Annotated in this window: 10 protein-coding genes; 9 read left to right on the top strand and 1 reads right to left on the bottom strand. The window is 61.9% G+C overall.

Translation table 11 applies throughout. The features are described 5' to 3' along the window. Window positions 1-70: 70 nt before the first annotated feature. Window positions 71-1,429 (bottom strand): NtaA/DmoA family FMN-dependent monooxygenase, encoded by a 1,359-nt coding sequence (locus K7B04_RS14085; protein WP_223802296.1) that lies wholly within the window; start codon window positions 1,427-1,429, stop codon window positions 71-73. Window positions 1,430-1,660: 231 nt separating this feature from the next. On the opposite strand from K7B04_RS14085, the gene K7B04_RS14080 reads away from it, so the two are divergent. Genes K7B04_RS14080 through K7B04_RS14040 form a run of 9 tightly spaced genes read left to right on the top strand, consistent with a single transcriptional unit; the run spans window position 1,661 to window position 13,543 of the window. Further along, window positions 1,661-3,283: an ABC transporter substrate-binding protein gene (locus tag K7B04_RS14080; RefSeq protein ID WP_223802295.1), complete on the top strand. Its 1,623-nt coding sequence runs from the start codon at window positions 1,661-1,663 to the stop codon at window positions 3,281-3,283. Beyond that, window positions 3,280-4,233: an ABC transporter permease gene (locus K7B04_RS14075; protein WP_163447921.1), complete on the top strand. Its 954-nt coding sequence runs from the start codon at window positions 3,280-3,282 to the stop codon at window positions 4,231-4,233. Before K7B04_RS14080 ends, K7B04_RS14075 begins: the two co-directional genes overlap by 4 nt. Before the next feature lie 2 nt (window positions 4,234-4,235). Then, window positions 4,236-5,072 carry an ABC transporter permease gene (locus K7B04_RS14070; RefSeq protein ID WP_223802294.1) on the top strand — a complete coding sequence of 279 codons (837 nt, stop codon included), beginning with the start codon at window positions 4,236-4,238 and terminating at the stop codon, window positions 5,070-5,072. Between the two features lie 12 nt (window positions 5,073-5,084). Further along, window positions 5,085-6,725 carry an ABC transporter ATP-binding protein gene (locus K7B04_RS14065; RefSeq protein ID WP_223802293.1) on the top strand — a complete coding sequence of 547 codons (1,641 nt, stop codon included), beginning with the start codon at window positions 5,085-5,087 and terminating at the stop codon, window positions 6,723-6,725. Window positions 6,726-6,746: 21 nt separating this feature from the next. Continuing rightward, window positions 6,747-8,153, top strand: a complete 1,407-nt coding sequence (locus K7B04_RS14060; RefSeq protein WP_223802292.1) for an LLM class flavin-dependent oxidoreductase — start codon at window positions 6,747-6,749, stop codon at window positions 8,151-8,153. Next, window positions 8,150-9,301: an LLM class flavin-dependent oxidoreductase gene (locus K7B04_RS14055; protein WP_223802291.1), complete on the top strand. Its 1,152-nt coding sequence runs from the start codon at window positions 8,150-8,152 to the stop codon at window positions 9,299-9,301. The genes K7B04_RS14060 and K7B04_RS14055 overlap by 4 nt, the downstream gene beginning before the upstream one ends. A 27-nt stretch (window positions 9,302-9,328) precedes the next feature. Next, complete coding sequence (locus K7B04_RS14050; protein WP_223802290.1) at window positions 9,329-10,549, top strand: acyl-CoA dehydrogenase family protein; 1,221 nt, start codon at window positions 9,329-9,331, stop codon at window positions 10,547-10,549. A gap of 10 nt (window positions 10,550-10,559) precedes the next feature. Then, window positions 10,560-11,768, top strand: a complete 1,209-nt coding sequence (locus tag K7B04_RS14045) for a GNAT family N-acetyltransferase (RefSeq protein ID WP_223802289.1) — start codon at window positions 10,560-10,562, stop codon at window positions 11,766-11,768. 20 nt (window positions 11,769-11,788) lie between these two features. Continuing rightward, on the top strand, window positions 11,789-13,543 hold the full coding sequence (locus K7B04_RS14040; RefSeq protein WP_223802288.1) for an ABC transporter substrate-binding protein: 1,755 nt from the start codon (window positions 11,789-11,791) through the stop codon (window positions 13,541-13,543). The last annotated feature ends 9 nt before the right edge of the window (window positions 13,544-13,552 follow it).

Below are 13,552 nucleotides of genomic sequence, written 5' to 3'. Positions count from 1 at the left end.
CACATTCTCATAAGTAATAAGCGGAAATAACATTTCCGCTTATTACTCAAATAAAGAAACTTTATTTCCGCTATTTAATCTGCGCGGGATGATCGGCTGCGGGCTCGGCGCTGCCATCCGGGAATAAGCGCTGACGCAACGTGGCGGCTTCGCCAGCATTGCCCAACAGCCCCCGCTGTTTTAGCGCGGGTATCACCCAGCGAGCGAAATCTTCAAAGCAGCCCGGCGACAGCCATTGCGCCAGGTTAATGCCGTCGGTGTCGCTCTCCTCCAGCCACTGTTCCAGCTGTGCGGCCACGCTGTCGCCGCTGCCGACAAACGTTTTTTGCCGCCCCAGACCCTGTTCAGGATGAAACACTTCACGCAGCGTGCGGCTCGGTTGCCCGTCTTCGCCAGTGACCATTTTCAGCAGCGAACGGTTCGAGTTCGTCTGCTGCCAGGCGAGCGGCGCATCCAGCGAATGACCGGCGAGATCGACCCCGGTGCTGGCCCCGTAGTGAATCAGCGCCCCTTGCAAATCGTAGCGGGCGCGCCGTTCAGCATAGCGCGCCTGCGCGTCATGTTCGCTTTCCCCGGTAATCACCGTCACCGCGCTGATAAACTTAATCGCCCCCGGCGCGCGTCCCAACGCCGCCGCCCGCGCCTTAATTGCCGCCACCTGTCGGCGCACGCCGCTGGCGTCCAGCCCGGCGACAAACACCACTTCGGCATGCTTCGCGGCAAAATCAATGCCGCGCGGCGAGCCGCCGGCCTGGAAAATCACCGGCGTGCGCTGCGGGCTGGGCTCAGAAAGATGGGCATCCGGCACCGAAAACCAGCGCCCGCGATGGTTGACCGCATGGACTTTCTGCGGGTCGCTGTAGATGCCCGCCGCCTTATCGCGCTTCAGCGCCGCACGCTCCCAGGAGTGTTGCCACAATTTATAGCTCACGGTCAGAAACTCATCGGCGCGATCGTAGCGTTCGTCGTGGTCCATCTGTTTTTCCAGCCCCAGATTGCGCGCCGCGCTCTCCAGCTGTGACGTCACCACATTCCAGGCAATACGCCCGCCGGTCAGGTGATCGAGGGTGGTAAATTTGCGTGCCAGCAGATAAGGCTGTTCATAGGTGGTGGAGACCGTGATCCCAAATCCCAGCCGCTGCGTCTGCGCCGCCATGGCGGAAACCAGCAGCAGCGGGTCAATCAGCGGCGACTGAATCCCCTGCGCCAGTGATGCCGCCGGGCTGCCTTGCCAGCTATCAATCAGCCCCAGCGCATCGGCAATAAACAGGCAGTCAAAGCCGTTATCTTCCAGCAGCTTTGCCAGCGCCACCCAGTATTCAATATCGGTATAGCGATAACTTTGGTCCTGTGGGTCACGCCACATGCCGTAGTTAATGTGGGAAACCGCCGCCATCGTAAACCCACTGAGAATAATGTTATTGCGCATGTTATTTACCGAAATAAAAAGAACTGACCTTAAATAAAACAATTTTTATCGACAATGAATAAATCCGGCAAACCAAAGCCAAAAACCGCAAATAAGAAAAGCAGAAAACAAAATCACAAATGCGTATTTATTCTCTTTTTTATCCGGTGCTAGTATCGCCGTCTGACCTGATCCCAATAAAAAAATCAGGCAAATATTAAAAACACCTGCATTCGCAAATCGGACATCGTTATGAAAAACAATCAATTTTCATCCGGGATATCATTATCTCGCCGTAAGCTATTACAGCTCACCGCCATTTCCACCACATTATTTATGGGATTAGGATTACCCGGTTTGTCCTTTGCTGAAGACGGTGATGAGAAATCGCGTTATGGCAAAACGTTAATTATTGGCCAGGCGCTGGAACCGACCATTTACGATCCCAACCGCCAGTATTCTTATGAAACTTACCGGGTAGACAAACATATTTATGAGTCGCTGGTGGCCGAAGATCTCTCGGTTCCGGCGGCAAAGGGCACCCCGCCGATCGTTCCCGGCCTGGCGACCCATTGGGACGTTAACGACAACGCGACCGTCTACACCTTTCATCTGCGTGAAGGGGTTAAGTTCCACGACGGTACGCCGTTTGACGCCGAAGCGGTACGCTTCAACGTGCGCCGCTTTACCGACCCACAGTTCGAATACTTCGATGCCCGCTCACAGGCCACCATGGCCCAGGTTTATCGCGACCTGAAAGCGATTGAGGTTATCGACCCGCTTACCGTGCGTTACACCTTCAACCAGCCCTTCCCTGACTTCCTGCGTTTCCTGCCGCAGGGCAACTGGGTTTCCGGCATTTTCAGCCCGGCGGCGTTGAAAAAATGGGGCCAGGACGGTCTGGCGGAACACCCAACCGGGACCGGACCGTACCGCTTTGTGCTGCGGGTTCGCAACGACCGTACCGAACTGGTGCGCAACGACGACTGGTGGGGCAAAAAACCGTATATGGAACGGCTGATCTTCCGCCCGATTCTCGACGGCAGCACCGGCGTCAGCGCGTTGCAGTCCGGCCAGGTGGATATCCTGTCACGGACCCCGACCGACGCGGTCGATTTGCTCTCGCAGAGCGGCTACACGGTGCATGACAGCACCGAAGCTAACCAGCTGTTCCTCGGCTGGAACTTTGCCAATAAATATACCCGCCAGCTGGCCGTGCGCCAGGCGGTGATCAAAGCCATCAACCGTGAAGAGCTGGTGAAGTCACTGCTGAACGGCCACGCGGTGGCGAGCTACAGCATTCTTAACCGCTCTAACGAAGCCTTCCTCGCCGAGCAGAAAGACTATACCTACGACCCGGAAGGGGCGAAAAAACTGCTGGCCGATGCCGGATATCAGCCCGGTGAAGTGAGCTTCACCATCATCACTTACGATCAAAACCAGCCGGTGATTGAGTGGATCCAACGCGATCTGAGCAAGGTTGGCATTACCGTGAAGGTGGTGTCACAGGAGTGGATTACCTACAGCTCGCACCTGGCCAACCTCGCCGACGACACCGGGCTATTCACTATGGAATGGGGGCTGATTACCCCGCAGTGGCTGAACGTGGCATGGAAAAACTACGTAGTTTCCCGCGGCAAAGGCGAAAAGGTCATTACCGGCGTCGAGCCGCTGATCGCCGAGGCCAGCGTCACCACCGATCGGCAAAAAGCGTTGACGTTGTGGCATCAGGTTAACCAGCAGTTCCAGCAGCAGGCGGCGTTTGTCCCGCTGCTGGAGCTGAACCGCGTGTTTACCTCGTCGCCCGCCGTCCAGGGCTTTAACGTCCCGGCGCAGAATTTCTACGACCTGACCCGCGTGTGGTTGAAACCATGATTCGCATCGTACTGCTTCGCCTGGCGCAGGCCGTGCCGCTGCTGTTTCTGATCTCGCTGCTGGTGTTCCTGATTGCCAAGCTGGTGCCCGGCGACCCGATCGCCAACGCGCTGGCCGGGCAGCTCTCCAGCGAGGCCATCGAGCAAATTCGTCATGTCTACGGGCTGGATAAGCCCGCGGCGGTGCAGTACCTGCTGTGGTTGAAGAACCTGTTCAGCGGCGACTGGGGCACCTCGCTGACCCTGCGCGCACCGGTGATCGAAGTGCTGAGCAGCGCCTTCGCCAATACCGCGATTCTGACCGGCGCGGCGGTGCTGTTATGCCTGATACCCGGCGTCGCGGTAGGCGTAACGTGCGGCCTGTGGCAGGGTACCCGCCGCGACCGCCTGGTGATGCTGCTGGTCCAGCTCGGCCATAACATTCCTATCTTCTGGCTGGCGGTGTTTTTCATCTGGCTATTTGCCGTGAAGCTGCGCTGGTTCCCGGTTTCGGGGATGTACGACATGCGCGGCGACCGCGGGCTGGGCGACCTGTTGCACCATCTGTTTTTACCGGCGCTCTCCACGGCGCTGATCTCGATGCTGATTCTCGCCCGTCAGGTGCGTCACAGCGTCATCGACATCATGAATGCTGACTACATCCGTACCTACCGGGCACTGGGCTATCCCACAGCGCTGTTGCTGTGGCGACACCTGGGGCGAAACCTGCTGGCGCCGATTGTCAGCATCACCGGGCTGCAAATTGGCTACCTGCTCAGCGGCGTCATCTTTATTGAGAAGATTTTCGCCTGGCCCGGCATTGGCACTCAGCTGTATAACGCCGCTGCGGGCCAGGACTACCCCACTATCCAGACCGGGGTGATGTTGATCGCCGTCTGCTTCCTCGCCGTCAATCTGCTGAGCGACATCCTGCAGGACTGGCTGGATCCCCGCCACGAAGGAGCCCGTTAACCATGACCCCTACCCTCTTCCTGCGTCGGCTTTCACGACACGGGCTGGCGCTGCTCGGCCTGCTGATTCTGCTCTGCGCGCTGCTGGTGTCGCTGTTCGCGCCGTGGCTATCGCCCTATGACCCGCTCGCGGCCTTCGACGGCCTGCGTCTGGCGCCGCCGGGTACGCCGGGCCATCTACTGGGGCTGGATAATCAGGGGCGCGATGTCTTAAGCCGTATCATCTGGGGCGGGCGAAGCCTGCTCGCCGCCTCGGTGGTGCCGATAATCTTCGCCGCGCTGGTGAGCCTGGCCCTCGGCATGCTGGCGGGCTTTCGCGCGTCGGCCTTTTCCGAACTGATTATGCGCAGCATGGACATGCTGTTCGCCTTCCCGATGGTACTGCTCGCCATCGGCCTGTCGGCGGTGCTGGGCAGCGGTTATCCCACGCTCATCATTACCCTGATTTGCAGCGTTATTCCCTACCTCACCCGCGTGGTCTATCGCGATACCCGCGCCGAAGTGGCGAAAGAGTACGTCGAAGCGCTACGCGCTCAGGGGGCGTCGACTGCCGACATTCTGTTCCGTGAAATTATGCCCAACGTCGCCACCCCACTGCTGGTGTACACCACCTCGCTGCTCGGCGGCATGGTGGTGTTCCTCGCCGGCCTGAGTTTTCTTGGCCTGGGCGTGCAGCCACCGCAGGCCGATTGGGGGCGCATGGTCGGCGAAGGCGCACAGATGATGATCCTCGGCGCGCCGCACGTCGCTACCGCGCCTGCCGTGGCGATCGTACTGCTTTCGCTGGCGTTTAACTGGCTGGGGGATGGCTTGCGCGATCTCCTTGACCCTTACCAATAAGGAGCGGCAACCATGAGCCTGCTGCAAATTGCCCACCTTAACGTGCTTTTCCACCGCCAGAACGTCCAGGCGGTAAACGACGTCTCCCTGACCATTGCCCCCGGCGAAGTGCTGGCGCTGGCGGGGGAATCCGGTTCCGGTAAAAGCGTCACCGCCGCCGCCATTCTCGGCCTGCTGCCCGCAGACCAGGTGACGGTAAGCGGCAGCATCACCTTCGACGGCCAGCCGCTGCTGCACCAGTCGACGGCACAGCTTAACCGCCTGCGCGGCCACGATATTGCGATGGTGTTTCAGAACTCGCTCTCCACCCTCGATCCCTCGTGGCGAGTGGGCAAACAGCTTCAGCACAATCTGCGTCGCCTGCATCCGACGTTGGGGCGACGCGCCCTGCGCGAAGAGGCGATCGCCTGGCTGGTGCGCATGAAAATCCGCCAGCCTGAGCAGGTGATGGCGCTCTATCCGCACCAGCTCTCCGGCGGGATGCGCCAGCGTATTCTGATTGCGCTCGCCGCCATGTGCCGCCCGCGCCTGCTGATTGCCGATGAACCCACCACCGCCCTCGACGCGACCGTACAGCGCGAGGTCCTCCAGTTGCTCAAAGAGCTGTGCCAGCAGCAGCAAATGGCGCTGTTGATCATCACCCACGATTTCGGCGTGGTGGCGGCATTAAGCGATCGCGTTGCGGTAATGCAGCATGGGCGCATCGTTGAGCAGGCCGCCACAGCAGAACTTATTGCCGCACCACAGCATCCCTATACTCAATCGCTGCTGGCAGCGGTGCCGTGGCCGAATATCTCACCGGTCGCCGCGCGACTCGTTGACGGCGCGCCGCTGCTGCAAACCCGCGCGCTGGGTAAAGATTTCTGGCGACGAGAGCCGCAGGGGTGGTGGCCGAAAAAGGTGCCGGTGACGGCGGTAAACAACGTCAATCTGCGCGTTCAGCGCGGTGAGATTGTCGGCATTATCGGCGAGTCCGGCTCCGGAAAATCAACCCTCGCGCGGCTGCTGGCGCAGCTGATCCCCGCCGATCGCGGCGAGATCCTGTTTGCTGGCGAGCCGGTGCGAACGGCAGATCCGCAGAGCGTCGCCGCCCTGCGTCGTCAGCTGCAATGCGTGTTCCAGGACAGCCTGGCGTCGTTCAACCCGCGCCTGACGCTGGAAGAACAGCTGGTGCGCCCGCAGTTTCGTCTCGGCATCACCACACAGCGCTCGCAGGCGGTGGCCCGCGCCCAGTCGCTGTTTAGCGAAGTGGGGCTGGACGTCGGGCTGCTGCAACGCTACCCGCACCAGCTCTCCGGCGGCCAACGCCAGCGCGCCAATATCGCCCGCGCGCTGGTGGTGAATCCGCGTTTTCTGCTGCTCGACGAACCCACTTCGGCGCTGGATCTCACGGTGCAGGCGCAGGTGATGACCCTGCTCACCCGTATGCATCAACAGCACGCCCTGACCTGCCTGTTTATCAGCCACAACCTGGCGCTGGTGGCCCAGTTTTGCCAGCGCATTGTGGTGATGGCCCACGGCGAAGTCGTCGACGATTTCCCCCGCCACGCGCTGTATGCCACCGAGCGCCATCCGCTCACCCGGCAGCTGCTGGCCGCCAATTATCTGCTGCCACCGGGCGAGACAGAGACGGCCTTAAAACGATTTGCCTGACCAGTTTAATAAGGACACACCATGACAACCGCGAAAAAACAACTGTTATTCAATGGCTTTATGATGAACGTCGTCGGCCACGTCTCCGCCGGGCTGTGGCGACACCCCGACGACCGCGCCAGCGAGTACACCACGCTCGACTACTGGCTGCACATTGCGCGCCTGCTGGATGACGCCGGTTTCGATGCAATGTTTATCGCCGACGCGCTGGGGCAGATTGACGTCTACCAGGGCAAACCGGACGCCGCGCTGCGAACCGCCGCGCAGTCGCCGGTCAACGACCCGCTGCTGCTGGTCTCGGCGATGGCCGCCGCCACCCGTCAGCTCGGTTTTGGCATTACCGTCTCCACCACCTACGAACATCCCTACCTGCTGGCGCGCAAGTTCACCACACTCGATCACCTGACCAAAGGCCGGGTGGCGTGGAACATTGTGACCTCGGTGCTGGAGTCCGCCGCGCGAAACCTCGGGCTGGAAAAACAGATGGACCACGACGAACGCTACGAGCGGGCGCAGGAGTTTCTGGAGGTCACCTACAAACTGTGGGAAGGCTCATGGGAAGACGATGCGGTACGACGCGACCGCGAGGCAGGCGTGTATACCGACCCGGCCAAAGTTCACCCGATTCGCCATCAGGGACGCTGGTTTACCGTGCCGGATGCCCATCTGGCCGAGCCCAGCCCGCAGCGCACGCCGGTGCTGTTCCAGGCCGGCACCTCGGATCGCGGACGGCTGTTCGCCGCGCAGAACGCCGAAGTGGTGTTCCTTGGCGGCACCACGCCGCAGTCCATTGCGCAGAATATCGACAAAATTCGTACCCAGGCGCATGAGCAGGGCCGTGCCGCCGACGCCATTCGTTTTATCACCGCCATCAGCGTAGTGGTGGATGAAGACGACGCCAAAGCCCACGCCAAATTCCAGGACTACCTCAGCTACGCCAGCCAGGAGGCGGCGCTGGCGCTGTTTTCCGCGTGGACCGGGGTGGACTGGTCCGGCTGGTCGCTGGATGCGCCGCTCAAATATATCGAAACCAACGCCAGCCGTTCCGCGCTGGCCGGGCTGACGCGCATCGACGCCGAGCACCAGTGGACGGTGGGCGATATCAGCAACTATATCGGCATCGGCGGCATTCACCCAACGCTGGTGGGCAGCCCGCAGAGCGTCGCCGACCAACTGGAAGCCTTCGCCGACGCTTCCGGCGTGGACGGCTTCAACCTCGCCTACGCCATCAGCCCCGGCAGCTTTGAAGATTTTGTCCGCTGGGTGGTGCCGGAGCTGCAGGCGCGAGGCCGCATGCGCAGCGCCGATGGTTCATCCCTGACCCTGCGCGAACGCCTGCAGGGCAACGGGCAACGGCGGCTGCGTGACGATCACCCCGGCACGCGTTTCCGCCAGCTGAGCGAGCGCTATATCCAGGAGGCGCCATGAGCATTCATCTGCACTGGTATCTGCCGACCAACGGCGACAGCCGGGGGATCGTCGGCGCGGGCGACGACTCCCAACATATCAGCGGCATCCGCGGGCAGTTCCGCCCCGCAACGCTCGATTATCTGGTGGATATCGCCCGCAGCGCCGAACGTCTGGGCTTTGAGGGCGTGCTGACGCCGACCGGTAGCTGGTGCGAAGACGCGTGGCTCAGCACCATGGCCATCAGCCAGCACACCGAACGGCTGAAATTTATCGTCGCCTTCCGCCCGGGCTTTATTTCACCGACCTTGGCCGCCCATCAGGCCGCCAGCTTCCAGCGGCTGACCGAAGGGCGATTGATGATCAATATCGTCACCGGCGGCGATCCCGTTGAGCAACGTCGCTACGGCGACCGACTGGATCACGATCAACGCTACGCCCGCAGCGGCGAGTTTATTGCCGCGTTTAAAGGCGTCAGCCATGCCAGAAATAGCGGCCAGCCGTTCGATTTTCACGGCGAGCACTATCAGCTGGAGCAAGCCACCCTGCTGCCGTCACCGTGGCCCGTGCCGCCGGTGTTCTTTGGCGGTTCCAGCCCGGCGGCCCAGCAGGTCGCCGCCGCCCAGGCCGACACCTGGATTAGCTGGGGCGAGCCGCCGGAGCAGGTCGCACCGCAACTGGAAACCGTGCGCGCGCTAGCCGCAGCCCAGGGGCGCACGCCGAGCTTTGGCATTCGCTTTCACGTTATCAGCCGCGATACCGAGGAGGAGGCCTGGCGCGAAGCCGCACGCCTGCTCAACGGCATTACCCCGGAGCGTATTCACAGCGCCCAGTCGCTGTTGGGGCGCACCGAATCGGTCGGGCAAAAGCGCATGAGCGCGCTGCTGGAAGATATTCAGGCCGAGCAGGTCAATCCGGAAAACGTCCGTCTGCTGGAGGTCGCCCCTAATATCTGGAGCGGCTATGCGCTGGTGCGCGGCGGCGTGGGAACCGCCATCGTCGGCAGCCACCAGCAGGTGGCGGAGAAAATCCAGGCCTTCCACGCGCTGGGCATCGAGCACTTTATTTTATCCGGCCAGCCGCATCTTGAAGAGGCTTACTGGTTCGCCGAGGGCGCAGGCGCCCTGCTACGCCGCAGCGGACTGCTGCATTCATCACATCAACCATAAAAAAACATCGCACCTAAGAGAGGAACTATGAGCCACGCTCAGGACATTTATGCCGGACTTAACCACCAGGAATTCGCCCACTGGAAAGCGGTGGCGCAGGAAGTCGCGGACCGCCTGTACGCCACCTTGCTGGAGCGCGATCGTGCCAACCAGCATCCGTTTGAAGAGATCGACTGGCTGCGTCAGAGCGGCCTGCTCAAATTAGCGGTGCCGAAGTCATTGGGCGGCGGCGGCGCCAATCTGGTGCAGGCGCTGGAGATTGGCCGCATTATCTCCGCGGCGGACGGCTCCCTCGGCCAGTTGCTTACCTATCACTACTCCAACGGCGTCTGGAGCTACATTCTCGGCAACCGCGAGCAGTGGGAATTTATCGCCCGCGGCGTGGCGGAAAAAGGCTGGTTCCAGTCGAGCATCAGCAACCCGCGCGACCCGCGTCTGCAACTGGAATGGGATGGCAGCGACCTGTACGTCACCGGACGCCGTACCTTCGCCACCGGTGCCGCCGTCTCGCAGGTGATGACCATCGCCGTATGGGTGGGCGATGAACTGGTGCAGTATCAGGTCACCGCCGACCAGCCGGGCATTACCTTTAACGACGACTGGGACAACCTCGGCCAGCGCCTCACCGCCAGCGGCACGCTGGAGTTCAACCGCCTGCGCCTGCAGGAGAAAGATCGCCTCACCGGGCTGGAGGAGAAGCCGCACAGCGCGCTGCTACGCAACGCCCTGCGTAACCAGTTCAGCCAGCTGATCTTCGTTCACTTCTACCTCGGCATTGCCGAAGGCGCGCTGAAACAAGCCGCCGCCTACTTCCGCGACACCGTCCGCCCGTGGCCGGAGTCCGGGGTGGAGAGCGCGCTGCAGGATCCCTATCACCGGCTGAAGGCGGGGGAACTCTCTTCCGACCTCGCCGCCGGGATCGCACTGGCGGAAAAAACCGCCCACGCCTTCCAGGACGCTTTCCACGCGGGCGACGATCTCAGCGAAACCCAGTGGGGCGAGCTGGCGCTGTTAACCGACCAGGCCAAGGTGATTGCCAACAACGTGGCGCTGAAAATCAGCAATGAAATCTACGAGCTGACCGGCGGGCGTTCCACCAGCAATCAATACGGGCTGGACGTGTTCTGGCGCAACGTGCGCACCCATACGCTGCACGATCCGGTGGCCTACCGGACGCGCGAAGTGGGCGACTACGTGCTGAGCGGCAAGCTGCCGACGCCGCGCGTCTACGCGCCGCCGAAACGCTAAGGACGTCACGATGCCGGAGATTCGGACTCTTCATGATCCCGCCGAGCTGCTTGCCGCTGCAACGTTGTTTCGCCAGGCGATGTTCGGCCTGCCGGGAGGCGTTACGCCGGTCGATGGCTGGGCCGAGCGCTACGTGGTGCCGGGGCGCGTTTACGCCGCGTCGCTAGACGGGCAACTGGCGGGCACCAGCAACAGCTTTCCCGGCGAACTGACGCTGCCGGGCGGCCAGCGCGTGCCACATGCCGCCGTCACTCACGTTGGCGTACTGCCGCACTTCAGCCGTCGCGGCGTGCTGCGGGCGCTCTTCAGCCAACAGTTGGCGGATCTCTATCGGCAGGGCGTCGCCGTCGCCACGCTGCGCGCTTCACAGGGCACGATTTATGGGCGTTTCGGCTTCGGTATCGCCACCGCGATTCAGGATCTGCGTCTTGATAAACGTGAACTGCCGTCGCTGCCTGCGGCGGAGGGCGACATTCGTCTGCTGCCCGCCGCGAATGCCTGGGAGGCGCAGCAAGCCATCGTCGCTCGCTATCCACACCCTCACGCCGGCACGTTAACCCGCTGGCCGCAGTGGTGGGCGCTCCAGCAGCATCGTCTGGCGCACAGCAGTCTGAACCATTATGTCGCGCTGGCGCTGAAGGACGGCGAGGCGCAGGGTTTTGTCCGTTATCACGCGAAGCCCGACGACAACTGGCTCTACAGCACCGAGCGCACGCTGGTGGTTGACGATCTGCACGCCGCCGATCCACAGCTTGCCGCGCAGCTGCTCGGCTATCTGCTTCAGCTGGATATCGCGCGCTATATCGAACTGCCGCACCGCCCGGTGGATGACCCGCTCCCGCTACTGCTGGCCAACCCGCGCGCGGTTCAGCAAACGGGGCGCATCGACGAGAGCTGGCTGCGGATCATCAACGTCGAGCAGACGCTTAACGCCCGACGCTACGCGAGCGGCGAAGCGGTCACGCTGGCAATTGACGATCCGCTGCTGGCGGAAAACCACGGCGTCTGGCGGCTATCGTCGGACGGCATTCAGCGCAGCGCGAGCCGACCGGATATCACGCTGGGAATCGACGCGCTCGCCATGCTGCTGCTGGGCGAATACACCGCGCAGCAGCTCGCCGCCGCCCGCCGCCTTCAACCGCACCATTCACAGGCCGCCGCGCGTTTAACGTGCCTGCTGGCCTGTCATGAACATCCCTGGTCGGGGATCTTCTTCTAACTTTTTCGGGAGATTTTTTGATGCACAGCATTCGTTGGCCCCTGGCGGGCCAGGCACTTTTCGTCGCGCTGATCACCGGCGCGATAGTTCCGGCATTCGCCGAAGAGGCCGCCCCACAGCCGGGCGGTACCTTAAAAATCGCCTCATTGCAGCCGGACCTCGACGCCTTCGATCCGCTGACCGGCTACTCGGTTGATTCGTGGGAGATTCTGCGCGCGGTCACCCGCCAGCTGGTCACCTACCCCGGCTCGCCACAGAGCCTGAAGGACGACACCACGCTGGTGGGCGATCTGGCAAAATCATGGGACGTCAGCGCCGACGGTAAAACCTATACCTTCCACCTGCGCGACGGCATTCGCTACGCGGGGCCAACCACGCGGCCCATTGTGGCGAAGGACTTCGTCTACGCCATTAAGCGTTTCTGCGACCCCAACAAACAGGTGGCGGCGGTCAACTACTTCAACCTCGCGTTCTCCGGATTTGCCGACTATTGCCAGGCGTTCAGTAAGGTAGCAACCGGCGATCTGGCCGCCAGCAAGGCCTTTATCGACAGCCATGAGATTGCAGGCGTCAGCGCGCCGGACGATAAAACCCTGGTCCTGCGGTCTGACAGCAAGAACTATGACTTCCTCAACATTCTGTCGATGAACTTCGTCACCCCGCTGCCGGAAGAGGTGGCCTCGCGCTACTTCCCGGACTCGCAGGAGTTCCGTAAAAACTTCCCGTCCAGCGGGCCGTACGAAGTCGCCAGCTATGTGAGCGGCCAGAAGCTGCTGCTGACGAAGGTCAAAGACTACAACCACGCGGAAGACCCGGCGCGTAAAGCGTGGGTTGACGCCATCGAAGTGAGCTTTACCGGCAATAACGAAGACAGCGTGATGCAGCGTATTCAGGCCGGTGATGCCGACCTGTCGCTGTACCTCGACGTCCCGCCACAGGCTGCGGTACGCCAGTATCTGGTGCAGAAAAGCCCGTATCTGCATGCCGCCAACAGCGGCGCGGCAAACTTTATCGCCATCAACGCCCAGCCGCAGGCCAAAAGCGCGGGTGCCACCGCGCTGCGCGACCTGCGCGTCCGCCAGGCGTTAGCCTACGCGGTGAACAAGGCGCACCTGGTACAGGCGCAGGGCGGGAAAATTGCCGCCCTGCCGCTGGGGCAGATTATCACCAGCACCCTGCTCGGCCATGAACCGTTCGACCCCTATGCCACCCCTGATAGTAAAGGCGACCCGGAAAAAGCCAAAGCGCTGCTGAAAAAGGCCGGCCTGACTGATGGGCTGGCGTTGGATCTGGTTTATCGCGCCAATAACCAGTTCAGCACGCTGGCGGTGATCCTCAAAGAAGATCTGGCGCGCGCGGGCATTCGCCTGAACCTGATCCCGGTGCCGCCGCCGCAGTTTATGGCCTATCTGCAAAGCCCGGAAAACCGTTGGGATCTGGCGCTCGGCCAGACCTCGCCGGACTGGCAGGGCCCGGCGACGCGCATGCTGCTCGGCGGCTGGCTGAACTCAGACGCCTCACCGTGCGGGCGCGGCAACGTGTATGCCATCTGCTATAGCAACCCCAAACTGAACCAGCTGGCGAAACAGGCCTACAGCTCGGATAACCCCGGCCCTATCTGGCAAGAGGCCGACCGTCTGGTCTCCGCCGACCTGCCATGGATCCCGCTGTTTGAGAAACGCCGCATCGCGGTGACCTCCGAGCGCGTGACCCACTGGACGTGGTCTTCCCTCGCCACGCAGGCCGATATCACCAATATTGCCTTGAAGCCTTAAGGGGGCGTG

The organism is Kluyvera sp. CRP (assembly GCF_019930565.1).
Classification (GTDB): Bacteria; Pseudomonadota; Gammaproteobacteria; order Enterobacterales; family Enterobacteriaceae; genus Kluyvera; species Kluyvera georgiana_A.
This window is presented reverse-complemented; position numbering and strand designations above follow the sequence as displayed.

Bases quoted from the DNA above. Each gene is read 5' to 3' on its own strand.
- K7B04_RS14050 (WP_223802290.1), top strand. From the start codon at position 9,329: ATGAGCCACGCTCAGGACATTTATGCCGGACTTAACCACCAGGAATTC.
- K7B04_RS14070 (WP_223802294.1), top strand. From the start codon at position 4,236: ATGACCCCTACCCTCTTCCTGCGTCGGCTTTCACGACACGGGCTGGCG.
- K7B04_RS14055 (WP_223802291.1), top strand. From the start codon at position 8,150: ATGAGCATTCATCTGCACTGGTATCTGCCGACCAACGGCGACAGCCGG.
- K7B04_RS14060 (WP_223802292.1), top strand. From the start codon at position 6,747: ATGACAACCGCGAAAAAACAACTGTTATTCAATGGCTTTATGATGAAC.
- K7B04_RS14080 (WP_223802295.1), top strand. From the start codon at position 1,661: ATGAAAAACAATCAATTTTCATCCGGGATATCATTATCTCGCCGTAAG.
- K7B04_RS14075 (WP_163447921.1), top strand. From the start codon at position 3,280: ATGATTCGCATCGTACTGCTTCGCCTGGCGCAGGCCGTGCCGCTGCTG.
- K7B04_RS14045 (WP_223802289.1), top strand. From the start codon at position 10,560: ATGCCGGAGATTCGGACTCTTCATGATCCCGCCGAGCTGCTTGCCGCT.
- K7B04_RS14040 (WP_223802288.1), top strand. From the start codon at position 11,789: ATGCACAGCATTCGTTGGCCCCTGGCGGGCCAGGCACTTTTCGTCGCG.
- K7B04_RS14065 (WP_223802293.1), top strand. From the start codon at position 5,085: ATGAGCCTGCTGCAAATTGCCCACCTTAACGTGCTTTTCCACCGCCAG.
- K7B04_RS14085 (WP_223802296.1), bottom strand. From the start codon at position 1,429: ATGCGCAATAACATTATTCTCAGTGGGTTTACGATGGCGGCGGTTTCC.